Source organism: Pseudomonas sp. W22_MBD1_FP4 (assembly GCF_052113765.1).
GTDB classification, from domain to species: domain Bacteria; phylum Pseudomonadota; class Gammaproteobacteria; order Pseudomonadales; family Pseudomonadaceae; genus Aquipseudomonas; species Aquipseudomonas sivasensis.
This window is the reverse complement of sequence record NZ_JBGQOI010000023.1, coordinates 37,441-60,720: the sequence shown is the minus strand read 5'-3', so window position 1 is coordinate 60,720 and position 23,280 is coordinate 37,441. Positions and strand designations below refer to the sequence as shown.

25 protein-coding genes are annotated in these 23,280 nt (G+C 60.3%); 12 read left to right on the top strand and 13 right to left on the bottom strand.

The window, feature by feature from the left end; translation table 11 throughout:
• The first annotated feature begins 63 nt into the window (after window positions 1-63).
• The gene (locus ACEN2T_RS24555; protein WP_032885598.1) at window positions 64-1,167 is read left to right on the top strand and encodes an NADH:flavin oxidoreductase; all 1,104 of its coding nucleotides are present in this window, start codon (window positions 64-66) and stop codon (window positions 1,165-1,167) included.
• On the opposite strand, the gene ACEN2T_RS24550 is transcribed toward ACEN2T_RS24555, so the two are convergent.
• Together ACEN2T_RS24550 and cysZ are read right to left on the bottom strand one after the other, a co-directional pair.
• Window positions 1,136-2,338 carry a glycosyltransferase family 4 protein gene (locus ACEN2T_RS24550; protein WP_442117712.1) on the bottom strand — a complete coding sequence of 401 codons (1,203 nt, stop codon included), beginning with the start codon at window positions 2,336-2,338 and terminating at the stop codon, window positions 1,136-1,138. The two genes, ACEN2T_RS24555 and ACEN2T_RS24550, sit on opposite strands and share 32 nt — an antisense overlap.
• Window positions 2,339-2,392: 54 nt before the next feature.
• A complete protein-coding gene (cysZ, locus tag ACEN2T_RS24545) occupies window positions 2,393-3,157 on the bottom strand; it encodes a sulfate transporter CysZ (RefSeq protein WP_032885600.1) in 765 nt (254 codons plus the stop codon).
• Here cysZ and ACEN2T_RS24540 point away from each other — a divergent pair.
• Entirely contained in the window at window positions 3,156-3,296 is a 141-nt protein-coding gene (locus ACEN2T_RS24540; protein ID WP_442117711.1) for a hypothetical protein, read from the top strand. The two genes, cysZ and ACEN2T_RS24540, sit on opposite strands and share 2 nt — an antisense overlap.
• A gap of 142 nt (window positions 3,297-3,438) precedes the next feature.
• On the top strand, window positions 3,439-4,401 hold the full coding sequence (gene trxB, locus ACEN2T_RS24535) for a thioredoxin-disulfide reductase (RefSeq protein WP_010206474.1): 963 nt from the start codon (window positions 3,439-3,441) through the stop codon (window positions 4,399-4,401).
• A 101-nt stretch (window positions 4,402-4,502) separates the two neighbouring features.
• On the opposite strand, the gene ACEN2T_RS24530 is transcribed toward trxB, so the two are convergent.
• The 6 genes from ACEN2T_RS24530 to ACEN2T_RS24505 are packed head-to-tail and all read right to left on the bottom strand — an operon-like array spanning window position 4,503 to window position 7,433.
• Entirely contained in the window at window positions 4,503-4,844 is a 342-nt protein-coding gene (locus tag ACEN2T_RS24530) for a HopJ type III effector protein (protein ID WP_032885601.1), read from the bottom strand.
• Window positions 4,837-5,133, bottom strand: coding sequence for a DUF1244 domain-containing protein (locus ACEN2T_RS24525; RefSeq protein ID WP_010206472.1), 297 nt, complete (start codon window positions 5,131-5,133; stop codon window positions 4,837-4,839). The genes ACEN2T_RS24530 and ACEN2T_RS24525 overlap by 8 nt, the downstream gene beginning before the upstream one ends.
• Window positions 5,134-5,149: 16 nt before the next feature.
• On the bottom strand, window positions 5,150-5,521 hold the full coding sequence (folX, locus tag ACEN2T_RS24520; RefSeq protein WP_032857710.1) for a dihydroneopterin triphosphate 2'-epimerase: 372 nt from the start codon (window positions 5,519-5,521) through the stop codon (window positions 5,150-5,152).
• A gap of 2 nt (window positions 5,522-5,523) precedes the next feature.
• Window positions 5,524-6,084, bottom strand: a complete 561-nt coding sequence (folE, locus tag ACEN2T_RS24515; RefSeq protein WP_442117710.1) for a GTP cyclohydrolase I FolE — start codon at window positions 6,082-6,084, stop codon at window positions 5,524-5,526.
• 20 nt (window positions 6,085-6,104) lie between these two features.
• Window positions 6,105-6,815 (bottom strand): dihydromonapterin reductase, encoded by a 711-nt coding sequence (folM, locus tag ACEN2T_RS24510; RefSeq protein ID WP_032885603.1) that lies wholly within the window; start codon window positions 6,813-6,815, stop codon window positions 6,105-6,107.
• 57 nt (window positions 6,816-6,872) lie between these two features.
• Window positions 6,873-7,433: an antibiotic biosynthesis monooxygenase gene (locus tag ACEN2T_RS24505; protein ID WP_095186373.1), complete on the bottom strand. Its 561-nt coding sequence runs from the start codon at window positions 7,431-7,433 to the stop codon at window positions 6,873-6,875.
• 214 nt (window positions 7,434-7,647) lie between these two features.
• Between ACEN2T_RS24505 and ACEN2T_RS24500 the strand changes: the two genes are divergently transcribed.
• The gene (locus ACEN2T_RS24500; RefSeq protein WP_442117709.1) at window positions 7,648-8,607 is read left to right on the top strand and encodes a MerR family transcriptional regulator; all 960 of its coding nucleotides are present in this window, start codon (window positions 7,648-7,650) and stop codon (window positions 8,605-8,607) included.
• A gap of 2 nt (window positions 8,608-8,609) precedes the next feature.
• Here the strand turns inward: ACEN2T_RS24500 and ACEN2T_RS24495 are convergent, their stop codons facing one another.
• Together ACEN2T_RS24495 and ACEN2T_RS24490 are read right to left on the bottom strand one after the other, a co-directional pair.
• Window positions 8,610-9,215 carry a hypothetical protein gene (locus tag ACEN2T_RS24495; protein WP_032885606.1) on the bottom strand — a complete coding sequence of 202 codons (606 nt, stop codon included), beginning with the start codon at window positions 9,213-9,215 and terminating at the stop codon, window positions 8,610-8,612.
• A gap of 59 nt (window positions 9,216-9,274) precedes the next feature.
• The gene (locus ACEN2T_RS24490) at window positions 9,275-9,742 is read right to left on the bottom strand and encodes a PAS domain-containing protein (protein WP_032885607.1); all 468 of its coding nucleotides are present in this window, start codon (window positions 9,740-9,742) and stop codon (window positions 9,275-9,277) included.
• A 128-nt stretch (window positions 9,743-9,870) separates the two neighbouring features.
• On the opposite strand from ACEN2T_RS24490, the gene ACEN2T_RS24485 reads away from it, so the two are divergent.
• The 4 genes from ACEN2T_RS24485 (at window position 9,871) to ACEN2T_RS24470 (ending at window position 13,239) form a co-directional block, all read left to right on the top strand.
• On the top strand, window positions 9,871-10,326 hold the full coding sequence (locus ACEN2T_RS24485; protein ID WP_095186375.1) for a flavodoxin: 456 nt from the start codon (window positions 9,871-9,873) through the stop codon (window positions 10,324-10,326).
• Window positions 10,327-10,524: 198 nt separating this feature from the next.
• Complete coding sequence (locus ACEN2T_RS24480; protein WP_032885609.1) at window positions 10,525-11,307, top strand: class II aldolase/adducin family protein; 783 nt, start codon at window positions 10,525-10,527, stop codon at window positions 11,305-11,307.
• Entirely contained in the window at window positions 11,307-12,209 is a 903-nt protein-coding gene (locus ACEN2T_RS24475) for an alpha/beta fold hydrolase (RefSeq protein ID WP_032885610.1), read from the top strand. Before ACEN2T_RS24480 ends, ACEN2T_RS24475 begins: the two co-directional genes overlap by 1 nt.
• A gap of 118 nt (window positions 12,210-12,327) precedes the next feature.
• On the top strand, window positions 12,328-13,239 hold the full coding sequence (locus ACEN2T_RS24470; RefSeq protein ID WP_122680703.1) for an SDR family oxidoreductase: 912 nt from the start codon (window positions 12,328-12,330) through the stop codon (window positions 13,237-13,239).
• Window positions 13,240-13,366: 127 nt separating this feature from the next.
• Here the strand turns inward: ACEN2T_RS24470 and ACEN2T_RS24465 are convergent, their stop codons facing one another.
• A complete protein-coding gene (locus ACEN2T_RS24465; RefSeq protein WP_163033188.1) occupies window positions 13,367-13,642 on the bottom strand; it encodes a hypothetical protein in 276 nt (91 codons plus the stop codon).
• Window positions 13,643-13,721: 79 nt separating this feature from the next.
• Between ACEN2T_RS24465 and ACEN2T_RS24460 the strand changes: the two genes are divergently transcribed.
• From ACEN2T_RS24460 to ACEN2T_RS24450, 3 genes are all read left to right on the top strand, one after another.
• Window positions 13,722-15,500, top strand: a complete 1,779-nt coding sequence (locus ACEN2T_RS24460; RefSeq protein WP_032885612.1) for a DUF1302 domain-containing protein — start codon at window positions 13,722-13,724, stop codon at window positions 15,498-15,500.
• Window positions 15,501-15,526: 26 nt separating this feature from the next.
• Window positions 15,527-16,885: a DUF1329 domain-containing protein gene (locus ACEN2T_RS24455; RefSeq protein WP_032885613.1), complete on the top strand. Its 1,359-nt coding sequence runs from the start codon at window positions 15,527-15,529 to the stop codon at window positions 16,883-16,885.
• Window positions 16,886-17,113: 228 nt separating this feature from the next.
• Window positions 17,114-19,615 carry a LuxR C-terminal-related transcriptional regulator gene (locus ACEN2T_RS24450; RefSeq protein WP_122680702.1) on the top strand — a complete coding sequence of 834 codons (2,502 nt, stop codon included), beginning with the start codon at window positions 17,114-17,116 and terminating at the stop codon, window positions 19,613-19,615.
• Here the strand turns inward: ACEN2T_RS24450 and ACEN2T_RS24445 are convergent.
• Window positions 19,612-20,484, bottom strand: coding sequence for a helix-turn-helix domain-containing protein (locus tag ACEN2T_RS24445; RefSeq protein ID WP_032885615.1), 873 nt, complete (start codon window positions 20,482-20,484; stop codon window positions 19,612-19,614). The genes ACEN2T_RS24450 and ACEN2T_RS24445 overlap by 4 nt on opposite strands.
• A 136-nt stretch (window positions 20,485-20,620) precedes the next feature.
• On the opposite strand from ACEN2T_RS24445, the gene ACEN2T_RS24440 reads away from it, so the two are divergent.
• Entirely contained in the window at window positions 20,621-21,523 is a 903-nt protein-coding gene (locus ACEN2T_RS24440) for a DMT family transporter (RefSeq protein WP_095186380.1), read from the top strand.
• A 126-nt stretch (window positions 21,524-21,649) separates the two neighbouring features.
• Here the strand turns inward: ACEN2T_RS24440 and norR are convergent, their stop codons facing one another.
• Entirely contained in the window at window positions 21,650-23,194 is a 1,545-nt protein-coding gene (gene norR / locus ACEN2T_RS24435) for a nitric oxide reductase transcriptional regulator NorR (RefSeq protein ID WP_032885617.1), read from the bottom strand.
• Between the last annotated feature and the right edge of the window lie 86 nt (window positions 23,195-23,280).

Below are 23,280 nucleotides of genomic sequence, written 5' to 3'. Positions count from 1 at the left end.
ACCGGGCGCGTTCCACTCCTCATATTATCCGCATCATAAACCCAGTCTCCCGTGGAGTGCTCCATGCCCGTCCAAGCCTTGTTCAAACCCTTCCAGCTCGGTGCACTGCAACTGTCGACCCGCGTGGTCATGGCGCCGATGACCCGCTCGTTTTCTCCGGGTGGTGTACCTAATTCCAACGTCATCGAATACTACCGTCGCCGTGCGGCCGCTGGCGTGGGCTTGATCATCACTGAAGGCACCGTGGTCGGTCACCAGGCCTCTAATGGCTACCCGAATGTCCCGCATTTCTACGGTGAAGCGGCCCTGGCCGGGTGGAAGAAAGTGGTCGATGCCGTGCACGCCGAAGGCGGCAAGATTGTCCCTCAGTTGTGGCATGTCGGCAGCGTGCGCCGTATCGGCACTGAGCCTGATGCCAGCGTGCCGGCCTATGGTCCGATGGAGAAACTCAAGGACGGCAACGTGGTGGTCCACGGCATGACCGCCCAGGACATCAAGGACGTGATCAACGCTTTCGCCCAAGCCGCCAAAGACGCCCAAAGCATCGGCATGGACGGCGTGGAAATCCATGGCGCCCACGGTTATCTGGTCGATCAGTTCTTCTGGGAGGGCAGCAACCAGCGCACCGACGAGTACGGCGGTAGCCTGGCCAACCGCTCGCGTTTTGCCATCGAGCTGATCCAGGCTACGCGCGCCGCTGTCGGCCCGAACTTCCCGATCATCTTCCGTTTCTCCCAGTGGAAGCAGCAGGACTACACCGCGCGTCTGGTACAAACCCCTGAGGCGTTGGGTGAATTCCTCAAGCCGCTGTCCGACGCCGGCGTGGATATTTTCCACTGCTCAACCCGACGTTTCTGGGAACCGGAATTTGAAGGTTCCGACCTCAATCTGGCCGGCTGGGCGCGCCAACTCACCGGCAAACCAACTATTACCGTGGGCAGCGTCGGCCTGGATGGCGAGTTCCTGCAGTTTATGGTCAACACCGACAAAGTCGCGCAGCCGGCCAGCCTGGAAAAACTGCTTGAGCGCCTGAACAACGACGAGTTTGATCTGGTTGCCGTAGGTCGTGCGTTGTTGGTTGACCCGGATTGGGCCGTGAAGGTGCGTGAAGGACGTGAGGGTGACATCCTGCCATTCAGTCGTGAGGCGTTGACGACTCTGGTGTAAGTGGCGTCAGGGCGGGCTCCAGGTGCCCGTCCTCGCACACACCGCGCAACTGGCGTTCGAACTGCTCGATAATCGCTGGCCAACCCTGGCGACTGGCATGTTGGCGAGCATTCAGGCGGGCCCTGCGCAACGTTTCGCGTTCTTCCAGCAGCCAGATGGCTGCATCGCAAAACGCCTCTTCATCCCCCGGCATCGCCAGTGCGCCGCTATAGCCGTGCCGCAGGTGCTGGCTTGCGGCTGCCTGGTCGTACGCCACCACACCAAGGCCTGAGGCCATGGCTTCCAGCACTACATTGCCGAAGGTCTCCGTCAGGCTGGGAAACAGAAACAGGTCTCCCGACGCGTAATGCCGTGCCAACTCTTCACCGCGTTGGGTGCCGCAGAATACTGCTTCGGGCAGGTCGCGCTCCAGCAGCGCACGTTGCGGGCCGTCCCCGACGACAATCAGCTTCATTGGGCGGGATGGGTACGTTTTCTGTAGCGCATCAAAGCAGCGCTTGAGCAGCCCGAGGTTTTTCTCCTGGGCCAGGCGGCCAACGTGCAGCACAGCGATATCGTCGTTCTCTAAACCCCAGCTTTCACGCAGTGCATTGTCACGCTTGGTCGGGTGGAATAACTGGCTGTCGACACCCCGCGACAACATTCCCAGGCGCTCGAAATGCCGACGCTCCAACTCCAGGCGTTGGCTGGCGCTGGGCACCAGGGTCAACGTCGAACGGTTGTGAAACCAGCGCAGGTAATGCGTGACCATTCGACTGAGCAGGCTCAAGCCGTACTGGTTCGAATACTGTTGGAAATTGGTGTGAAAGCCGCTGACCACACTGATGCCCAGGCGCCGTGCTGCACGCAGTGCCGACAAGCCCAGCGGGCCTTCAGTGGCGATGTAGAGCACGTCCGGGCGTTGGCGTGTCCAGCGGCGCAGCAACTTGTGCATCGACGACTGACCCCACTGCAGGCCCGGATAACCCGGCAGTGGCCAGCCGCGGCACAGCAGGAGTTCGTCGTCGCTGAGCCGGCTCTGATCGACGCCTTGGCGTGGGCGTACCAGTTCGACTTGATGGCCGCGCGCGCGCAAACCCTCGCACAGGCGACCAAGGGTATTGGCCACCCCGTTGATCTCTGGCGGGAAGGTTTCGGTGATGAGGGTGATATGAAGCGAGGCTGTCGTCATGACCCACAGTGTCCGTGTGGGCCATGTCGCCATTGTGTCATTCAGATGATGGATTTATGACTTGGTGACCTTGGGGTTCGCCATCGCCTCGGCGCCTTGCTCGCGCACCCAGAACAAGGTGGCGCCAGCCACCGCTGCCGGCATCATCAGCAGGTTGACCACCGGCACCAGCAGCACCAGATAGACGATCCCGCCAAAGCTCATGCTCTGCCAGCGTTTCTGGCGTAACCAGGCGAGCATTTCGTTCCAGCCCAGTTTGTGGTTGTCTGCCGGGTAGTCGATGTATTGGATTGCCATCATCCACACGCCAAACAGCAGCCACAGCGGTGCGGCGATCAGGTTGACCACGGGAATAAACGAAAGGATAAACAGGCCGATCGCCCGTGGCAGGAAGTAGCCGAGCTTGCGCATTTCTCGGGCCAGGGTGCGGGGGACCATGGCGATCAACTCGCCCCAACTGAAGGCCGGGAAGTCATCGGTACCGCGTACCACCACTTCTACCTTCTCTGAGAGAAAGCCATTGAACGGCGCCGCGATGATATTGGCGAGCATGGTGAAGGTGAAAAACACCATCAGCACCACCAACACGACAAAGAGCGGCCATAGCAGGTAATTCAAAAAGCTCAGCCAACTCGGCAGCGTCGGCATTAAGTGCTCGACCCACAAGCTGAACTGATGGCCGGCGAAGTAAATCAATCCGACGAACAGCACCAGGTTGATCATCAGCGGCAGCAGCACAAACAGGCGTAGGCCAGGGCTCAACACCAGTTTGAGGCCTTCACGCAGGTATTGCGGGCCGGAAAGAACAGGGGCAGGCATGGAGAACTCCGAGCAGGATGACGAACGCGCCGACCTTACCGACTTTGTATCCGAGGCGAAAGCGGCGACATCAACAGTAACAAACGCCTCGATTAGCTGGTCTGACAGCATAGAGACCGCCTATGAGCTGGATTGTTAAACCGTATTTCCTTAATCTTGCCCCCCTCTATACGCTGCACCCATTATTTTCAGGATCTGCGAGTTAAAGCCTTCCCCAAGTGCTTCGCAGTCCTTTTTTATTCCAGCCGCCTTGTAGTCCGGGCGGTCGATAGGAGTGAGTCATGTCTGATACCCGTCATTCGCGAGTGATTATTCTCGGTTCCGGCCCTGCCGGTTACAGCGCTGCTGTCTATGCTGCCCGGGCCAACCTCAAGCCGCTGCTGATCACCGGCATGCAGGCGGGCGGTCAGTTGACCACCACCACGGAAGTCGACAACTGGCCTGGCGACGTCCACGGCCTGACTGGCCCGGTGCTGATGGAGCGTATGAAAGAACACGCCGAGCGCTTTGAAACCGAGATCGTTTTTGATCACATCAACCAAGTCGACTTCTCGAAAAAGCCTTACAGCCTGACCGGCGACAGCGGCGTCTACACCTGTGACGCGCTGATCATCGCCACTGGCGCCAGCGCCCGTTACCTGGGCCTGCCATCGGAAGAAGCGTTCATGGGCAAGGGCGTTTCCGCCTGCGCGACCTGCGACGGTTTCTTCTACCGCAACAAGCCGGTCGCTGTAGTCGGCGGCGGTAACACTGCCGTTGAAGAGGCGCTGTACCTGGCCAACATCGCCAGCACCGTGACCCTGGTTCACCGCCGCGAGACTTTCCGCGCCGAGAAGATCCTGATCGACAAGCTGCACGCCCGTGTCGCTGAAGGCAAGATCATCCTCAAGCTCAACGCCACCCTGGACGAAGTCCTGGGCGACAACATGGGCGTGACCGGTGCGCGCCTGAAAAACAACGACGGCAGCTTCGACGAGCTGAAAGTCGACGGCGTGTTTATCGCCATCGGCCACACTCCGAACACCTCGTTGTTCGAAGGCGTGCTGGAAGCCAAAGACGGTTATCTGGTGGTGCAGGGCGGCCGTGAAGGCAATGCGACTGCCACCAATATCGAAGGCATCTTTGCTGCCGGTGATGTGGCTGACCACGTGTACCGCCAGGCCATTACCTCGGCTGGTGCCGGTTGCATGGCAGCACTGGATGCCGAGCGTTACCTGGACGGTTTGAAGGACGCTTCGTTCTAAATCGTTGGAATAAAAAACCGGCTGCGAGGCCGGTTTTTTTATGAGTGCAATTTAAATGTGGGAGGGGCAAGTCCCCTCCCACATTTTGATCCGCGTCTGACTCAGGATTTGCGGGTCAGGGGCTGCGCGGTGAATTTCACACCGGCCAACCCATGGGCAATCAACGCCCGAATATTGCCGTGGTCGCTGCCCTCAGGCGTCGCCACCACCGAGCGGTAATGCTCACCAAACGCCAGCAGCGCTTCTTGGTCGCTCAAGCCTTCCAGCACCGCCAAGCCCAAGGTCTTGCATGACCCTTCATTCTGCCCGGCCGCGTTTTCCACGGTGCCATTGGTGAAGGCCTGCGGTTGGTAATCGTAACCGGCCGCGACAAATGCCAGGGTGTCGGCAAAGACGTGTTCGCCGCTGTTGAGGCTGGCGCGCAGGGTGTTCAAATCAGTCATGGGTTTTTCCTTTGGCGAACGCTGCCTGTTGGTCAGCGCTGGCTTCTTTCTGGTATTGGGCTTTCCACTCGGCGTACGGCATGCCGTACACCACTTCACGAGCGTCATCGAGGCTTAACTCGATCTGGCGCTCGTCGGCCTCGGCTTTGTACCACTTGGACAGGCAATTACGGCAGAAACCGGAGAGGTTCATCAGGTCGATGTTCTGTACATCCTTGCGGCTGTCCAGATGTGCTACCAGCCGGCGAAAAGCGGCGGCTTCGAGTTCGAGGCGTTGTTGATCGTTCATAGGGTCCACTTCAATGTCAGCGGCTGGCCGCCAGGGTAATCGAAACCGATTCGGCAAAGCGCAGCGCATGGGGCTTATCCACTTCGACCTCGGCGTACAGCACCGATTCATTGCTCATCACCAGGTCCAGCAATTCCTGGGTCAGGCGTTCCAGCAGCGCGAAGCGGTTGCCTTCCACGTGGGCGATGATCGCCTTGGTGATGGTGCGGTAGTTCAACGCGTGGTCAATATCGTTGTCACGCACGGCGTCCTGGGCTGCATACAGGATGGTCAGGTTGATCAGCACATCCTGCTTGTTGAGGATTTCGTCCTCATTGATACCGATGAAGGTACGCAGACACAGGTCCTTGACCCGGATGCGCGCCATGCCTGGTTGAAGTTGTGGCATTGCTACTTGCTCCGTCCAATCAGTTGCAGGAACTCCATGCGCGTGGTGTTCGACTCGCGGAACGCGCCGAGCATCACCGAGGTGTTCATGGTTGAATTCTGTTTTTCCACGCCGCGCATCATCATGCACATGTGCTTGGCCTCGATCACCACGGCCACGCCGGCGGCCTGGGTCACGTCCTGGATGGCGTCGGCGATCTGCCGCGTGAGGTTTTCCTGGATCTGCAGGCGCCGGGCGAACATGTCGACAATACGCGCCAGTTTCGACAGGCCGAGCACCTTGCCGGTCGGAATATAGGCCACGTGGGCCTTGCCGATAAAGGGCAGCAGGTGATGTTCGCACAGCGAATACAGCTCGATGTCTTTGAGGATCACCATCTCGTCGTTGTCGGAGGCGAACAGTGCACCGTTGACGATTTCTTTGAGGTTCTGCTCATAGCCATGACACAGGTACTGCATGGCCTTGGCGGCGCGCTTGGGGGTGTCGAGCAAGCCCTCGCGTTCCGGGTCTTCGCCCAGGTTCTTGAGGATCTCGCGGTAATGGTGGGGCAGGGATAAGGTCATACAACATCCTCACAAACGGCTTACTTGATATGCCGCCCGCCGTTGACGGTCAGGGTGGTACCGGTGACATAGGGGTTGTCCAGCAGGTAGCGCACGCTCTGGTAAATCACCTCGGGTCCGGGCTCGATGCCCAGGGCTGATTTGGCCAACACCCGAGTGCGATAGGCCGCGTCGTCGTCTTCGTTGAACATCACCATCGCCGGGGCGATGCCGTTGACTTTGATCAGCGGCGCGAACTGCGCGGCAAACGACAGCGTAAGGCTGTCGAGCCCGGCCTTGGTGGCGCAGTAGGCGATGTGCTGGCGGCTGCCCTTGCGCACCACGTCATCGCTGATATGCACGATATCGGCAGGTGAAGAGCGTTGCAGCAAGGTCGAACAATGCAGGTTGATCAGGTACGGCGCAAGCATGTGTACGCTGAACATATCGGTAAACGCGCGGCTTTCGTCGCCCGGCGTTTCCGCGACCCAGGCCGAGGCGTTATGGATGATCGCGCGCAGGCTTTGGGTGTGGGTACTCAGTTCAGCGATAAACGCCAGGATCCCAGCTTCGTTGGAGAAGTCGGCAAACACACCGATCGCGCCACGCTCGCGCAGGGCCTGTACGCCGGGGCGTTCGCTGCGGTAGCTGAAAATCACCGGTTGGCCCTCGTCCAGCAGGCGCTGGGCGCAATGCAGGCCGACACGTTGGCCGGCGCCGGTGATCAGGATCGGGGCGTTCTTTGCAGTCATGGGAGGCTCGCGTCGCTGGCAGGCGCAAATCATACCAGCGACGGGTCGCCCCTGTACTCACGCCGCCGCTTCGGCGGCCTTGCGCGGTGCAGGCGTGGGATGCAGCCAGTTCGCCAGCAGGTGTGTCGACAGCGGAATGAACCAGTAAACCATCAGAGGCGTGAGTGCCATCGTGCTGACCAGTACGCGAGGCACCAGGTCGAGCCCATTGAGCAATGGCCCCAAGACAAAGTTGAACAGCAGCGACACCGGGAAAAACGCCAGCCAGATTGCCACGGCCTGCTTCCAGCGCGGCGGACGGGCACCCGCGGCGCCAAACCAGCCATCGATGCCGCGCACACGGTGCTCGGAGGGGTCGGCAAACAAATCGCTGCCGCGGCTAAGCCAGGCACAACGGGAGGCGGAGAATTCCCAGGCATGCAGTGTTTTTTCGTCGGCGAAGCGGAAAATGATCTGGAATTCGTCATCGTTGGGCGGCGGTGCAAGTACGCCGGAGCCCAGATAACCGGGGAAGTCGGTAGCCAATTGCTCGCCTTCGCGCAGCCAGGCCATCAGTTCTTCGTAGCGGCCTTTGGCGACGCGGCGCGCAACCATCAAGGTGACGGGAGAGGTAGACATTGTGTATCTCCAAATGTACGGGTGCGCTGATCCGGGTAGGTGGCGCACAAACGAAGCTGCGGGGTGTTGCAGCGACGTAGAAAAAACAGGCAAGGATTATTCCGGTTTTGCCGAAATACGCCAGCGACATTGGTCCGAAAAGTACACACCTTGAAAAAGAGGAGTCTATAGGCGTTAAATGACCGCCCAATTACCGCTGGTTTGTTGGTCTTGAATGCCCGTGATTACTGCTCCTGCTGACAGCATTTCGCTTCTGGATTCGCCTGATTGCGCTGAGCTTTTTCCAATTCGTGATGTATCAAGATTGACAGGCGTCAACCCGGTCACCTTGCGTGCATGGGAGCGTCGTTACGGCCTGATCCAGCCCATCCGCACCGAAAGTGGGCACCGCCTCTACTCCAAGGCCGATATTGAGACGGTCAATCGCATTCTTGGTTGGATTGAACGTGGCGTGGCGGTGAGCAAGGTCGGCAAGATTCTCGCCCGCGACGATCAGCAGGCCGAAGCGATTCGCGCTGAGCGCGACTCAGTCGAGGAAAGCGAATTGCCGCAATGGCGGGCGAGGCTGTTGCTGGCGGTCAAGGCCTTTGACGACCGTCAGTTGGAAAGCCTGTATGGCCAGATTCTCGCTACCTATCCCCTCAACGTGGCGTTCCAAGAGATCCTGATGCCTCTCTGGAACGAGCTCTTGCGCCACCAGGGGCGTTTTGGTCAAGCCAGCGAATGGCTGTTTTTCGACGCCTTCTTGCGTATCCATGCCTTTCAGCGCCTGCAAGCGGCGACACTGTCGCCTGCGCCTCGGGTATTGCTGTCAGCCATACCCGGCGAATGCCGCAAACTGGAGTTGCTGGTGGCGGCGCTGTTGATGAGCAGCGATGACCTGGTCGTGAAGGTGCTGGGGATGGGGCAGCCGTTTGATGAGCTGACCCTCGTATGTGAAAAGACTCATCCCCAGGCGCTGATCATCTTCTCCAACCACTCCCATAACGTTGATCTGGCTGGCCGCCTCAATCGGTTGGCGTTGACCCTTGATTGCCCGTTATTTCTTGCTGGCGCAGTGTCGGACCTGGCGCAGAGCGCGCTGGCAGGTTCCTCCATCGGTTGTCTGGGCAGCGAAGGGCGCCAGATGCAACGCCGCTTGCAGCAGTTCCTCAGCGGTAACCTGGATACCTGAACTCAGGCGTGCATCTGCGGGTGCACCAGGCGGTGCTGATGCAGGATGAACTGGCGCAGGCGTTCGATTTCATCCGCATCGCTTTGACTGAGGCGATAGGCAAACAAACCCCGCGCGGTTTCCCTCTCAAAGGCGCCGCGCAGGGCAATGCGCTCATAGCCGGAAGGGCTGAACCAAAGGGAAAAAGTTTTTGGTGGTTTGATCCGGCCACGAATCTCCACCAGCACGCCCTTGAATGACACCTCATGCACCCACAGCGCACTTGCGGTGCCCTTGATGTTCTCCAGGGCCACCGGAGCTTCAAGTGCAAGGCGCCAGGCGCGGATCACCGGGCCGTCTTCAAAAATACTCGGCACACCCAGACGCAGATGCACTGCATTGAACTCATCCTCCACCAATTGGAGGGGAAAGGTCAGTTGCTGGTTGTCGAACTGCGCTTGGATGGTGACATGGTCGTGGGCGGCCAGGCGGGTGAGCAAGTCGCGAATCTGCGCACCGCCGTTGACGGTCAGGCTCGACGACGCATCCCGCAGATTAAGTTGCGGGTTGTGTTGCATGTTCTGAATGAAATCCAGCTCATCCTTGGTCAGAAGCGCATCGCGTTGCATTGTGCTTGCTCAATAGAGGGGCATTAAAGTGCCATTATCCGCTCATATGGCCGTATTTTCTAAATTTTGTTCAATCCATTTGTCGACTTGAACGCGGCCAGTTCGGCTTTGACTTGGGCCAGTTCGCTTTCTAATTGCTCGACACGCTGCTGGGCCTTGACCTGGAGCGTGACGTCTTTTTGTACGCCGATAAAATAGGTTTGCTTATCAGCCGTGTTGAACACCGTTGAAAGCGACAGTTCGTTCCAGAAATGGCTGCCGTCCTTACGGTAATTGCGCAGGGTTTCCCGGCACGAACCACCCTTCGCCAAAGCATCCCGAATCACCGTCAGCGCTGGCTGATCACGGTCGCCCGACTGCAGGAAGCGGCAGTCCTGATAGAGGATTTCATCCAGTGTGTAGCCGGTCATCCGTTCGAAGGCCGGGTTCACATAAATCAGGGGCTTTTCATCGCCTTCGCGTTCGGCGACCACGATGCCTTCGTTGGAAGCGTCGATCACCATCTGCATCAGCTTGGCGTTAATCATTGAGCGGTCCGTGGCGTGTTGTTGGAATGGGCAGTTTATGGCAAGTCGTGAATCTTGCACGGTGCGCCCCGAAATATTTGCGTCGCTGTTAATATCCCAGGCTTTCGCTCAACTACAGGATCAGATTGATGAAAGTCGCCATCCTTTCCGGCTCGGTCTACGGCACGGCTGAAGAAGTCGCCCGCCACGCCGCCGGCATCCTCAAAGACGCTGGTTTTGAAGCCTGGCACAACCCGCGCGCGACCCTGGCGGATGTGCAGGCGTTTGCCCCTGAGGCGTTTCTGGCGGTGACTTCGACCACCGGCATGGGTGAACTGCCCGATAACCTGCAACCGTTGTATTCCACGATTCGCGACCAACTGCCTTCGGCCTGGCGCGGTTTGCCCGGTGCGGTGATCGGTTTGGGCGACGCCAGCTATGGCGACACCTTTTGTGGTGGCGGTGAGCAAATGCGCGAGCTGTTTGGCGAGTTGGGCGTGCGCGAAGTACTGCCCATGTTGCGCCTGGACGCCAGCGAGAGCGTGACGCCGGAAGCAGATGCCGAGCCGTGGTTGGCAGAATTGGTCACTGCACTGCGCGCTTGATTGAGCGGTTCCAGCGGTTTTCAGTCCCTTTATTGACGGCGTCTCTTTGACGCCGTTTGTATAGATCTAAACTATTCTCATAGCTGACTCGTACGGTCATCAAGCTGGCTGCGAAGGCAACTCCGTCCGCCAGGGCGTCTGACTAGACTGGCCCATCACTCGAAAAATAATAAGAAGTGCGCCAAGGAGGTCGTTACCGTGAGCCTAGCCCCTGTTGTGCCGCCACAGAATGTCAAAGATCAGGTCAGTGCTGCCGAGTGGCAAGCCCGTGTCGACCTGGCGGCCTGCTATCGCCTGGTGGCGTTGCATGGCTGGGACGACCTGATCTTCACCCACATCTCGGCCAAGGTGCCGGGCACCGATGATTTCCTGATCAATCCCTACGGACTGATGTTCCACGAGATCACTGCGTCGAGCCTGGTCAAGGTCGACCAGGCCGGCAACAAGCTGATGGACAGCCCCTACGAGATCAACCCGGCGGGCTACACGATCCACAGCGCGATCCATGAAGTTCGCCACGATGTCACCTGCGTGTTGCATACCCACACTGCCGCCGGTGTGGCGGTGGCGGCACAGAAACAGGGCGTGCTGCCGATCAGCCAGCAATCGATCTTCGTGCTGTCGAGCCTGGCCTATCACGCCTATGAAGGCGTCGCGCTGAACCACGAGGAAAAGGCCCGCCTGCAAGCCGACCTTGGCGACAATAATTTCTTGATGCTGCACAACCATGGCCTGCTCACCTGTGGCAGTACCATCGCCGACACGTTCCTGATGATGTTCACATTTCAGCGCGCCTGCGATATCCAGGTGCTGGCGCAAAACGGCGGCGCTGAATTGATCGCCATTGGTCCGCAGATTCTTGCGGGCGCCAAAGCCATGGTCGCTGCTGTCACCAAGAGCGCTCAAGGTATGGGGGGCGCGCTGGCCTGGCCGGCGTTGCTGCGCAAATTGGATGCTCAAGATCCTGGGTATAGAAGCTGATGCCACTTGCCGAGATCCCGCTCAGAGCCTGGCGCAAACGCAGCCAGAGTTTCGAATTTCACGGACGCACCATCCGTTACTGGGTGTCGGGGCAGGGCGAACCGTTGCTGCTGATCCATGGCTTTCCCACCGCCAGTTGGGACTGGCATTACCTGTGGCAACCCCTGGCCCAGCACAACTTGGTCATCGCCTGCGACATGCTCGGTTTCGGCGATTCAGCCAAGCCTTTGGACCATGGCTACTGCTTGCTGGAACAGGCGGATTTGCAACAGGCTTTGCTGGAGCATCTGCGGGTGGATCAGCCGGTGCACGTGCTGGCCCACGACTACGGTGACAGCGTCGCTCAGGAACTGTTGGCCCGGCACTATGAAGGCCGATTCAAGATGGCCAGTTGTGTGTTTCTCAACGGCGGGCTGTTCCCGGAAACCCATCGCCCGGCGCTGGTGCAAAAACTCCTGCTCAGCCCGTTGGGCTGGATGATCGGCCGCGCATTCGGGCGCAATGCCCTGGCCGACAGCTTCGGCCAGATCTTCGGCCCCAACACCCGCCCCAGCGAAAGCGCACTGGACGATTTCTGGAGCCTGATCGACTGCAACGATGGCACGCGCATCCTGCACAAGCTGATCGCCTACATTCCCCAGCGTCGGCGCCTGCGTGATCGCTGGGTGGCGGCGATGCAGCAGGGTGACGTGCCATTGCGAGTGATCGACGGCGAGATCGACCCGATCTCCGGTGTCCATATGGTGGAGCGTTACCACCAATTGGTGCCCCATGCCGACACGGTGTTACTGGCCAACATCGGCCACTACCCGCAGATTGAAGCGCCGGTGCAGGTGCTCAAGCATTACCAGGCGTTTCGTGATCGGATTGGGCAGGTTGAAACCCGCATGGCTTATTCCTGAGCCTTAGGATCATCCCCCTGCCTTATCGAGCACCATTCAGCCTTGGCTGTCTTTATTGTGACCGGCAGCCCTGTGCCTGACACTCGACCCATTCCCATTGTCGCCATTGGAGTTCGGTATGAGTGAGTCAGTGCAGTTCCAGGATAAGGTCGTGATCGTCACCGGTGCCGGCGGCGGATTGGGCCGGGCCCATGCGCTGTTGTTCGCTAAACATGGGGCCAAGGTGCTGGTCAACGATCTCGGCGGTTCCACCCAAGGCGAAGGCGCCAGTGCTTCGGCGGCCGACCGTGTAGTGGCCGAGATCCGCGAGGCGGGTGGTATTGCCGAAGCCAACCACGACTCTGTCACCGATGGTGACAAGATTGTGCAAAACGCCCTCGACGCTTTTGGCCGCATCGACGTAGTGGTCAATAACGCCGGCATCCTGCGCGACAAAACGTTCCACAAAATGGAAGACGCCGACTGGGACCTGGTTTACCGGGTGCATGTCGAAGGCGCCTACAAAGTCACCCGCGCCGCCTGGCCCCATCTGCGTGAGCAAGGCTATGGCCGGGTGATCTTCACCGCGTCCACTTCGGGCATCTACGGCAACTTCGGCCAGTCCAACTACGGCATGGCCAAGCTCGGCCTGTACGGCTTGACCCGTACCCTGGCGCTGGAGGGACGCAAGAACAACATCCTGGTCAACGCCATCGCCCCCACTGGCGCCACGCGCATGACCGAAGGCCTGATCCCGCCGCAAGTGTTCGAGCGCCTCAAGCCGGAATTGGTCAGCCCGCTGGTGGTGTACCTGGGCAGCGAAGCGTGCCAGGAAACTTCGGGGTTGTTTGAAGTGGGCGGTGGCTGGATCGGCAAGACCCGCTGGGAGCGCAGCCTGGGTATGGGCTTTGATCCCGAAGCCGGTTTTTCACCGGACGATGTGGCGGCGCACTGGCAGCAGATCTGCGACTTCGAAGGGGCGGCTCATCCCAAGGACAATATCGAGGCCTTGAAGGAGATGATGGCCAACTTGCAGAAGTACAGCCTGTGATCATTGCTTGAAAAAGTTTGAATCTTACGGGGCGCTGATGGCGCCCCGTTTTATTTCAGGCAAAAAAAAGCCGCTGCAAACGCAGCGGCTGAAGTAAGACGTTGGATCAAGGAGCGACAAATCAACGTCAGTGAACACCGGTAACAGATTGAAAAAAGACATCAATCCATTTGAGTCTGGCTTTTCTTCCGTTTGGGGAAGCGGGCCGTTTGCCCTGAAAGCCCGGCAAGAATAGTCGTTTGCGACAAGATGAGTAATAGCGCTTCGGGACAAGGACTGTTGTAAAAACTGCAACAGTCTTGACGCTCGCCATCCATGGCCCTGATAACCCGCCATCCACACGGTTCATGCCCCCGCCCATACCCAGGCCAGAGCGCCCGGTAATCCTTTCGAGCGACAACACGAATCCCTCCTTGGTGCGCTTATCGCTCCTGATGTGCGGCAGTAGGGTGGGGCCTTCTGTCACTCACCGGGGAAGACGCATGACAAAAACAACAATGCGCGCCATCTTCACGCCACAGGCGCTGGCCGCTGCGGTTGCCTTGGGTTGCTGTGCCCAGGCTCAGGCTGTTTCGTTCAATATTGGCGAGATCGAAGGGCAATTCGATTCGTCGTTGTCGGTGGGTTCGAGTTGGGGCATGCGTGATGCCGATAAAAAACTCGTGGGTACCGTCAATGGCGGCACGGGCCAGGCTTCCACGGGGGATGACGGACGGCTCAATTTCAAGAAGGGCGAGACCTTCTCGAAAATCTTCAAGGGCCTGCACGACCTTGAACTCAAGTACGGCGACACCGGTGTGTTCGTGCGCGGCAAGTACTGGTACGACTTTGAGCTCAAGGACGAAGACCGCGAGTTCAAGCAGATCAGCGACCACAACCGCAAGGAAGGCGCCAAGTCCAGCGGTGCGCAGATCCTCGATGCGTTCGTCTATCACAACTACTCCCTGGGCGACCTGCCGGGCACCGTACGCGCCGGTAAGCAGGTGGTCAGTTGGGGTGAAAGTACCTTCATCGGCAACTCCATCAACAGCATCAACCCGATTGACGTGTCGGCGTTCCGCCGCCCGGGTGCCGAGATCAAGGAAGGTCTGATCCCGGTGAACATGCTGTTTGCGTCCCAGAGCCTGACCAACCAACTGACCGTGGAAGGGTTTTATCAGTTGGAGTGGGACCAGACCGTGCTGGATAACTGCGGCACGTTCTTTGGCGGTGACGTGGCGGCGGATGGTTGCACCGGTAACTACACAGTAGGCAGCCCTGGGATCGCGCCGTTGCAATCGATTGCGGCAAACCGCGGCCAGGGTTTTGTGGTGACGCGCGAGGGTGTGGTAGTACAGCGTGCGGGCGACCGTGATGCGCGGGACTCCGGTCAATTTGGGGCGGCTTTGCGTTGGCTGGGTGACGACACCGAGTACGGTTTGTATTTCATGAATTACCACAGCCGCACACCCACTGTAGGCACCATCACCAACAACACCACACTGCAAACCATCGGTGGCATCGCCGCCGCCGCTGGAGGTTTCGGTCAGGCCTTGGCCCAGAGCACCATGCTCGGTCGTGGCCAGTACTACCTCGACTACCCGGAAGACATCCGCCTGTTCGGCGCGAGTTTCTCCACTACCTTGCCCACCGGCACGGCGTGGACCGGGGAAATCAGCTACCGGCCCAATGCCCCGGTGCAGTTGAATACCACCGACCTGACATTGGCCTTGCTTAACCCAATCGCCGGCCAATTGGCCTCGCCCATCCGCAGCAATTTCGGCAGCGACAACAAAGGCTACCGCCGCAAGGAAATCACCCAGATCCAAAGCACCATGACCCAGTTCTTTGACCAAGTCCTCGGCGCCGAACGCCTGACTTTGGTGGGCGAAGCGGCCGTGGTGCACGTGGCTGGCCTGGAGGACAAATCCAAACTGCGTTACGGCCGCGATTCGGTCTACGGTGCTTACGGTTTCGAGGGTGACACCGACGGTTTCGTCACCTCCACCTCTTGGGGCTACCGCGCGCGGGCGATCCTTGACTACAACAACGCCATTTTCGGGGTGAACCTCAAGCCCAACCTGTCCTGGTCCCATGACGTGGCCGGCTATGGGCCCAACGGGATCTTCAACAAGGGCGCCAAGGCGATCAGCGTCGGTGTGGATGCGGACTACCGCAGCACCTACACCGCCAGCCTCAGCTACACCGATTTCTTTGGTGGCGACTACAACACCCTGACCGACCGCGACTTCCTCGCCCTCAGCTTCGGCGTGAACTTCTGATTTGGCTTAAAGAAGGACAAGAACTTATGCGTAAGACAATTGCAGTGTTGGCCCTGAGTCTGTTGGCTGCTCACGTAATGGCGGCGGTGTCGCCGGAAGAAGCGGCCAAGCTGGGCACCACCCTCACGCCGGTCGGTGCCGAAAAAGCCGGCAACGCTGACGGCTCGATCCCGGCCTGGACTGGCGGTATCCCGAAAAACGCTGGCGCGGTGGACAGCAAAGGCTTCCTGGCCGACCCGTTTGCCAATGAAAAACCGCTGTTTGTCATCACCGCCGCCACCGTCGACAAGTACAAAGACAAACTCTCCGACGGCCAGGTGGCGATGTTCAAACGCTACCCCGAGACCTACAAGATTCCGGTATACCCGAGCCACCGTACGGTCAACTTACCGGCGGACATCTACGAATCGATCAAGCGCAGCGCACTGAACGTCAAGGCGATCAACGACGGCAACGGCCTGGAAAACTTCACCGGCAACCGCTACTACGCGTTCCCGATTCCCAAGAATGGCGTGGAGGTGCTGTGGAACCACATCACCCGTTACCACGGCGGTAACCTGCGCCGCATCATCACCCAGGCCACCCCGCAGACCAATGGCAGCTACACGCCGATCCGCTTCGAAGAAGAAGTGGCGGTGCCTCAAGCGATCCCGGATATCGACGCGGCCAAGGCGGCCAACGTGTTGAGCTTCTTCAAGCAATCGGTCACCGCCCCAGCGCGCCTGGCGGGCAACGTGCTGCTGGTGCATGAAACCCTCGACCAGGTGAAAGAACCGCGCCTGGCCTGGATCTACAACGCCGGCCAGCGCCGTGTGCGCCGTGCTCCGCAGGTGTCCTATGACGGGCCGGGCACCGCGTCCGACGGCCTGCGTACCACCGACAACTTCGACATGTTCTCCGGGGCCCCCGACCGCTACGACTGGAAGCTGGTGGGCAAGAAAGAGATGTACATCCCCTATAACAGCTACAAGCTCGATTCGCCGAGCCTCAAGTACGACGACATCATCAAGGCTGGTCACATCAACCAGGACCTGACCCGCTATGAACTGCACCGCGTGTGGGAAGTGGTCGGCACGGTCAAACCGAGCGAGCGGCACATCTACGCCAAGCGCCACATGTACATCGACGAAGACAGCTGGCAAGTCGCGCTGGTGGATCACTACGACGGTCGCGGCCAACTGTGGCGCGTCGCCGAAGGTCATGCGCAGTTCTACTACGACCACCAGGTACCGGCCTACACGGTCGAAACCCTGTACGACATCATTGCGGGGCGCTATATCGCACTGGGCATGAAGAACGAGGAGAAGAGCAGCTTCGTGTTCGGCTTCGCGGCCAAGGCAGCGGACTACACTCCGGCAGCCTTGAGGGCTGAAGGCGTGCGCTGATCCCGGATCGAAGCGGGGGCAAAATGTGGGAGGGGGCTTGCCCCCGATGAGGGAGTATCAGTCACTGGATTGGTTGACTGATACACCGCCATCGGGGGCAAGCTCCCTCCCACATTGGGTTCTGTGCATGGCCTTCAATCACCCTGCTGAATACTTCTTCAACAACCCCCCGCCACAGGACTAGGGTACGCATCACGTTGCATAACAATAAAAAAGCAGGATGCAGCAATGACCGCCATGACACGCTGCCTGGACCGTCCTGGATTCATGCCCCGGCTGTCCGCCCATCATTTGCTGCGCCCCCGCCTGGCCGAGCCTTTGCTGGCAGCACCGGTCAGGGTTAAGTTGTTATGCGCCCCCGGCGGCAGCGGCAAGAGCGCGTTGCTCGCCGAATGTGCGTTGCAGGCACCCATCGGTTGCCAGGTGTACTGGTTGCCGCTCAATGGCGCGTCGCTCAGCCCCCTCGACCTGTGCCAACGGCTGGCGCAAAACCTTGGCCTGACGTTTACCGACGAAGCCACATTGCTGCTGGACCTCAGCCGCTGGCAGGCCCAGGCATGGGTGTTCCTCGATGATTTCTGCCGCTTACCCACTCAAGACACCGACGCCTTGCTCGATCGCCTGCTCACCGCCAGCAGCCCGGCCCTGACCTGGTGGCTGGGCGCTCGACGGCGTCCGGCCTGCAATTGGCCTCGGCTGCTGCTCGACGATGAGTTACTTGAGTGCGGCGCCGAACTGGCATTTACCCCTGTGGAAATCCAGGCACTGCTCAGCCATGCGCCGGCCCAGTCCGTCGACAGCGTGCTGCAGTTCAGCGCGGGTTGGTGCGCGGGTGTGCGCATCGCCTTGCTGGGTGATGGTCATCCCGATAAGACGTTGCTCGACTACCTGCAACACGAACTCTTCAGCACGCTGCCGCCGGAGTTGGCCGAGGCTTGGCGGGTGCTGGCCCATCTGCCGCGCTTCAACACTGGCCTGTGCGAACACTTGTTCGGCGCGGGTGACGGTGGCCAATACCTGAGGGATTTACACGCGCTGGGCGCATTTATCGAGCCGTGGGAAGACACCGACTGGTTGCAGGTTTTCCCGCCCCTGGCGCAACTGATGCACAACGAACCCTGGCCTGCCAGGCGCTCTTGGCATCGACGCGCTTGCCAGTGGTTTTGCACCGAGCAGGATTGGCAGGCCGCTTTTGAACAGGCTCTGCTGGCCGAAGAATATGAAATGGCGGTGAGCCTCTTGCAGCACTTCAGCTTTGAGGACCTGTTCCGCCAGCAGAACGCCGTCTTGCTGTTGCGCCTGCATGAGCAGCATGGCGATGAACTGATGCTCGGCTCGGCGCAACTGGTGGGGTTGGTGACTGCTGCGCTCCTGTTCGCCGGGCGCTTCGAACAGGCGGCTGCGTGCATCGATCAGCTCGCTCGATTTGCCCCGCAACCCTCGGCGGCGCAACAGCGTTATTTACTGGCGCGCTGGCAGGCGCAGTGGGGCTGGTTGCTGCACCTGGGCGGCGATGCCGAGAGTTCCCGTCTGCATTTTCTTGAGGCCCTGCAAGCCTTGCCCGAGAGCGCCTGGACTTCGCGCCTGATGTGCCTGTCGGGGCTGACCCAACAAGCCTTGCTGCGCGGTGAACTGGACGCGGCCCAAGGCCTGAACCGCGAAGCGCTGTGCCTGGCGCGCGCCCATGGTTCGTTGGTGCTGGAGGCGTTGCTGGAGTTGGATCACGCGCAATTGCTGGAACAGCGTGGCGCGCCGTATCGGGCGCAAAGCCTGCTGGAAACGGTGCAGGCGATGTTGCTCAAGCAGCGGCTCAAGGCCGGGCCACTGGTTGGGCGCATCGCCTTGCGGCGCGGGCACTTGGCGCTGCGCCAGGGCCAGGACAGCTTGGCCGCCGACTGTTTCGAGACTGGCCTGAAGATGTGCCTGCACAGCCAGGACAAACGCGTGCTCTACGGTTTTCTCGGTCTGGCCTTGCTGGCCGCCAACCGGGGTGATTACGCCCAGGCCTTTGTGCAACTGCGCGAGGCCGAACGGCTGATGCAGCAGCGCCAGGTGCCGGACACGGTATACCGGGCGGTGCTGTTGCTGGTCAGTGGGCATTTCTGGTTGCAGCAAGGCCGCGCCGAATTGACCGTGGAAGCGGTGCGCCGTGTGCTGCGCCACTTCCGTGGCCCCCAGGCCAAACAGGCGCCACCGGCCACCCTGGAACTGATTCCACGCCTGGAATACCTGCTGGTGCTGGCGGAGGTGAAACTGGGCTGCGCCGATCAACCTGTGGCACGGCTCAACGCGTTGCTGGAAACCACCCATCAGCGCGGCATGCTCTGCCTGGAAACCGAGCTGCACCTGGTGCTGGGCGAAGTCGCTTGGCAACTTGGCGATGCTGCCTTGGCGCGCCGTTCGCTGCAAACCGGCCTGGAACTGGCCGGGCGTTGCCAGGTGCAACAAGCGATTCGTGAACTGCGTTTGCGCTCGCCGGGACTGTTGAGTGAGCTGGGCATGGAACCCCAGGCGTCAACCCCCGGCACGGTAGAAAACCCCTTGAGCCAGCGTGAATTGGAAGTGCTGCAACTGATCGCCCTGGGCAGCTCCAACCTGGAAATTGCCGACCGGCTGTTTATCTCCCTGCACACCGTCAAGACTCACGCGCGGCGCATCCACAGCAAGTTGGGCGTCGAGCGGCGAACTCAGGCGGTGGCCAAGGCCAAGACGTTGGGCTTGATGGTTTAAATGAACGCCTGACGGTAGTCGCCGGGCGTGGCGCCCATGGCCTGGCGGAAGCGATGAGTGAAGTGACTGGCACTGGAAAAACCGCACAGCAAGGCAATCTCGCCCAAGGGCAGGGCACCGCTGCGCAGCAGGTGTTGCGCGCGGGTCAGCCGACGCGCCAGTAAGTACTGATGGGGCGGCAGGCCGAAGCTTTGGCGGAACATCCGCGCAAAATGGTATTCCGACAGCGCACACAGGCCAGCCAGTTGCCCGAGGCTGATGGGGTCTTCCAGGTGCTGGTCGATGTAGTCCACCAACAGCCGTCGCTGGTACGCCGCTAAACCACCTTTCAAACGCAGGCCTTCGCGGGCGCCTACCTGGCTGAGCAGGGTGTGGCTGAGCATTTCATGGGCCAGGCTGCTGGTCAGCAGGCGTTCGGCGGGCTCCTGCCAGTTGAGCGCGATCAACTGGTGGAAGCGTCGGGCCTGGCTGTCGTCTTGCAGAAAGGTGCTTTCGCGCAGTTCCAGGGTGCGCGGTTCGCGGTCGAGCAGGGTGACGCAGCCGAGGGCAAATTGCTCTGGGCTGAAATACACGTGGGCCAGGCGGATTTCACCGTTGATCACCCACGCCGACTGATGCTCGGCGGGCAGGATACACAGCTTGTCGGGGCCGCCCTTGGTGCCCGGCTGGTCACGCCGAAAGGTGCCAGTACCACCGCCGATGTAGCAGGATAAGGTGTGATGGCTTGGCGCCTGGTAGTCCTGGGAATCGTGATGGTTGCTCCACAAAGCTGCCGACAAGCCGTCACCGAGCTCGGCGCAGGCTTCAAGGCGTGCGTTGGGCGAGCGGTTAAGGGCTTGAAAGACTTGTAGGGATTCCAGATCTGACATGGTGTGTTCTCCGACGCCTTGCATCCTACTCCGCGAGGTGGGCGCTGTGAGCCCATCGCCCGATAAAAGCGCAAGAATCTGCAAGAGCGCGGCGCCGGTTGAGGGCGACACTGTGGCTCTACCGATGGAGCCCGCTATGAACCTTTCCCTGTATTTACTCACCGTGCTGATCTGGGGCACCACCTGGATCGCCCTCAAATGGCAATTGGGCGTGGTGGCCATTCCTGTGTCCATCGTCTACCGCTTCGGCTTGGCGGCGCTGGTGTTGTTTGCGTTGTTGCTGCTCAGCCGCAAGTTGCAGGTGATGAACCGGCGCGGGCATCTGATCTGCCTGGCGCAGGGGCTGTGCCTGTTTTGCGTCAACTTCATGTGCTTCCTGACCGCCAGCCAGTGGATTCCCAGCGGCCTGGTGGCAGTGGTGTTTTCCACCGCCACGTTGTGGAACGCGCTGAATGCCCGGGTGTTTTTCGGCCAACGCGTGGCACGTAACGTGTTGATGGGCGGTGGCCTCGGGTTGGCGGGCTTGGGCTTGCTGTTCTGGCCGGAACTGGTGGGGCACACCGCCAGTCCGCAGACCTTGTTCGGCTTGGGTCTGGCGTTACTGGGGACTATGTGTTTCTCGGCCGGCAATATGCTGTCGAGCCTGCAACAGAAGGCCGGCTTGCGGCCGCTGACCACCAATGCCTGGGGCATGTTGTACGGCTCCTTGATGCTGGCGACCTACTGTGTGGTGCGGGGTATTCCGTTTGAGATGGACTGGAGCGCACGGTACATCGGCGCGCTGTGGTACCTGGTGATTCCGGGTTCAGTGATCGGCTTTACGGCCTACCTGACCCTGGTTGGGCGCATGGGACCGGAGCGGGCAGCGTATTGCACGGTGCTGTTCCCGGTGGTGGCGCTGAATGTGTCAGCGTTTGCCGAGGGCTACCAATGGACCGCGCCGGCGTTGGCGGGGTTGGTGCTGGTGATGTTGGGCAATGTGTTGGTGTTTCGTAAGCCTAAGTCTGCCAGTCCGGTCTTCCAGGCGAAGACAGTCTAATGGGGGAGGGGGCGTGCCCCCGATGGCCGTGTGTCAGCCAGCCCCTCTATAGCTGGCCCACCGCTATCGGGGGCAAGCCCCCTCCCACATTCCCTGCATTGCATACATTTGGCCGAGCTGTCCTTGCTATTTCAGTCCGAGGCGCTTGGCCATGCGGCCCAGGTTGGCGCGGTCCAGGCCCAGTTCGCGGGCCGCGCTGGCCCAGTTGTGTTGGTGGCGTTCCAGGCAGGCGCTGATGATCTGGCGTTGATAGTCTTCGGTGGCCTGGCGCAGGTCGCCGGTGACCACGGGTGCGGCTTGAGCCTGTGCTTCGATGACCGGCGCATTCACCGTCGGCAAGTCCAGATCCTGCGCACTCAAGCTCAGAATCCTCGGCCGTTCGCGACAGTTGCCCAATGCCTTCAACGCGCTGCGTCCGATCAAGTGTTCCAGCTCCCGCACATTCCCCGGCCAGTTATAGGCCAAAAGCGCGGCCTGGGCATCGCTGGTCAGCCGCAGACTGCCCAGGCCCATGCGTGAGCGGTTCTGTTCGAGGAAGAAGCCCGCCAGCAGCAACACATCGCGCCCGCGCTCGCGCAGTGACGGCACTTGCAGCGGGTATACGCTCAGACGGTGGTAGAAATCGGCGCGGTAGTGGCCGTTGCGGACTTCGTCGGCGAGGTCGCGGTTGGTGGCGGCGATCAGGCGTACGTCAACCTGATGCTCCTTGTCCGAACCGAGGCGCTGCAACTGACCGCTTTGCAGCACTCGCAGCAGCTTGGCTTGCACGGTCAGCGACAGTTCGCCTACTTCATCCAGGAACAAGGTGCCGCCGTTGGCCAGTTCGAACTTGCCGCGACGCTCATTGAGCGCGCCGGTAAAGGCTCCGCGTACGTGGCCGAACAACTCGCTCTCCACCAGCGTCTCCGGCAGGGCGGCGCAGTTGAGGCTGATGAGCGGTTTATCCGCACGATTGGATGCCGCGTGGATAGCCTGGGCCACCAATTCCTTGCCCACTCCGGTTTCGCCGGTGATCAGCACGGTGAGGTCGCTGCCGCCCACCAGTTTGATTTCCTCGACCAAGCGTTTGTGGCTTTTGCTCTGGCCGATCATTTCCTTGTGCTGCTGGCCGCTGGCTTGACGGTAGATCTCGGCACGTTGGTGTTCGTCTTCAGCGCGCAGCGCCAGGCGCTCGATGCGTTCGGCGACGTTGACGGTGGCGGCAGCGAGGCTGGCGAAGGCTTGCAGGGCGTCCAGTTCAACCCGTTCGAAACGTTCGGTGTCGAGGGCATCCAGGGTCAGCAGGCCCCAGGGCTGGTCGTCGACAAATAACGGGCAGCCCATGCAGTCGTGCACTTCCAAGTGTCCGTGCAGGCCATCGACCAGGCCGTCGTAGGGGTCGGGCAATTCACTGTCGCTGTCAAAGCGCGTCGGGCCGGGGCTGCCGAGCAGGACGGCGAAGCGCGGGTGCTCGCTCACCTTGAAGCGTCGGCCCAAGGTGTCGGCGCTCAACCCGTCTACTGCCAGCGGCACCAGCCATTCACCGTCCAGGCGCAGCAACGCTGCGGCGTCGCACGGCAGCAGGGCACGCATGGCTTGCAGCAGGCGGCGATAGCGCTCGCCTTCGGGCAGGTCGCGGGACAGGTCGGCGACCAAGGGCAGGAGGGTGGTGAGCAATGATTGCGCAGTCATAATGACTCCTTGTAGTCCTTATGACTATAGAGTGTAGGAGGTCATACTGACTACAAGATGTTTAAGATATTGAAAATTAACGATTT

Excerpts from the sequence above, each read along its gene's own strand:
- ACEN2T_RS24555 (WP_032885598.1), top strand. The coding sequence starts at position 64 with ATGCCCGTCCAAGCCTTGTTCAAACCCTTCCAGCTCGGTGCACTGCAA.
- ACEN2T_RS24550 (WP_442117712.1), bottom strand. The coding sequence starts at position 2,338 with ATGACGACAGCCTCGCTTCATATCACCCTCATCACCGAAACCTTCCCG.
- ACEN2T_RS24540 (WP_442117711.1), top strand. The coding sequence starts at position 3,156 with ATGGAGAACTCCGAGCAGGATGACGAACGCGCCGACCTTACCGACTTT.
- cysZ (WP_032885600.1), bottom strand. The coding sequence starts at position 3,157 with ATGCCTGCCCCTGTTCTTTCCGGCCCGCAATACCTGCGTGAAGGCCTC.
- trxB (WP_010206474.1), top strand. The coding sequence starts at position 3,439 with ATGTCTGATACCCGTCATTCGCGAGTGATTATTCTCGGTTCCGGCCCT.
- ACEN2T_RS24530 (WP_032885601.1), bottom strand. The coding sequence starts at position 4,844 with ATGACTGATTTGAACACCCTGCGCGCCAGCCTCAACAGCGGCGAACAC.
- ACEN2T_RS24525 (WP_010206472.1), bottom strand. The coding sequence starts at position 5,133 with ATGAACGATCAACAACGCCTCGAACTCGAAGCCGCCGCTTTTCGCCGG.
- folX (WP_032857710.1), bottom strand. The coding sequence starts at position 5,521 with ATGCCACAACTTCAACCAGGCATGGCGCGCATCCGGGTCAAGGACCTG.
- folE (WP_442117710.1), bottom strand. The coding sequence starts at position 6,084 with ATGACCTTATCCCTGCCCCACCATTACCGCGAGATCCTCAAGAACCTG.
- folM (WP_032885603.1), bottom strand. The coding sequence starts at position 6,815 with ATGACTGCAAAGAACGCCCCGATCCTGATCACCGGCGCCGGCCAACGT.
- ACEN2T_RS24505 (WP_095186373.1), bottom strand. The coding sequence starts at position 7,433 with ATGTCTACCTCTCCCGTCACCTTGATGGTTGCGCGCCGCGTCGCCAAA.
- ACEN2T_RS24500 (WP_442117709.1), top strand. The coding sequence starts at position 7,648 with ATGCCCGTGATTACTGCTCCTGCTGACAGCATTTCGCTTCTGGATTCG.
- ACEN2T_RS24495 (WP_032885606.1), bottom strand. The coding sequence starts at position 9,215 with ATGCAACGCGATGCGCTTCTGACCAAGGATGAGCTGGATTTCATTCAG.
- ACEN2T_RS24490 (WP_032885607.1), bottom strand. The coding sequence starts at position 9,742 with ATGATTAACGCCAAGCTGATGCAGATGGTGATCGACGCTTCCAACGAA.
- ACEN2T_RS24485 (WP_095186375.1), top strand. The coding sequence starts at position 9,871 with ATGAAAGTCGCCATCCTTTCCGGCTCGGTCTACGGCACGGCTGAAGAA.
- ACEN2T_RS24475 (WP_032885610.1), top strand. The coding sequence starts at position 11,307 with ATGCCACTTGCCGAGATCCCGCTCAGAGCCTGGCGCAAACGCAGCCAG.
- ACEN2T_RS24470 (WP_122680703.1), top strand. The coding sequence starts at position 12,328 with ATGAGTGAGTCAGTGCAGTTCCAGGATAAGGTCGTGATCGTCACCGGT.
- ACEN2T_RS24460 (WP_032885612.1), top strand. The coding sequence starts at position 13,722 with ATGACAAAAACAACAATGCGCGCCATCTTCACGCCACAGGCGCTGGCC.
- ACEN2T_RS24455 (WP_032885613.1), top strand. The coding sequence starts at position 15,527 with ATGCGTAAGACAATTGCAGTGTTGGCCCTGAGTCTGTTGGCTGCTCAC.
- ACEN2T_RS24450 (WP_122680702.1), top strand. The coding sequence starts at position 17,114 with ATGACCGCCATGACACGCTGCCTGGACCGTCCTGGATTCATGCCCCGG.
- ACEN2T_RS24445 (WP_032885615.1), bottom strand. The coding sequence starts at position 20,484 with ATGTCAGATCTGGAATCCCTACAAGTCTTTCAAGCCCTTAACCGCTCG.
- ACEN2T_RS24440 (WP_095186380.1), top strand. The coding sequence starts at position 20,621 with ATGAACCTTTCCCTGTATTTACTCACCGTGCTGATCTGGGGCACCACC.
- norR (WP_032885617.1), bottom strand. The coding sequence starts at position 23,194 with ATGACTGCGCAATCATTGCTCACCACCCTCCTGCCCTTGGTCGCCGAC.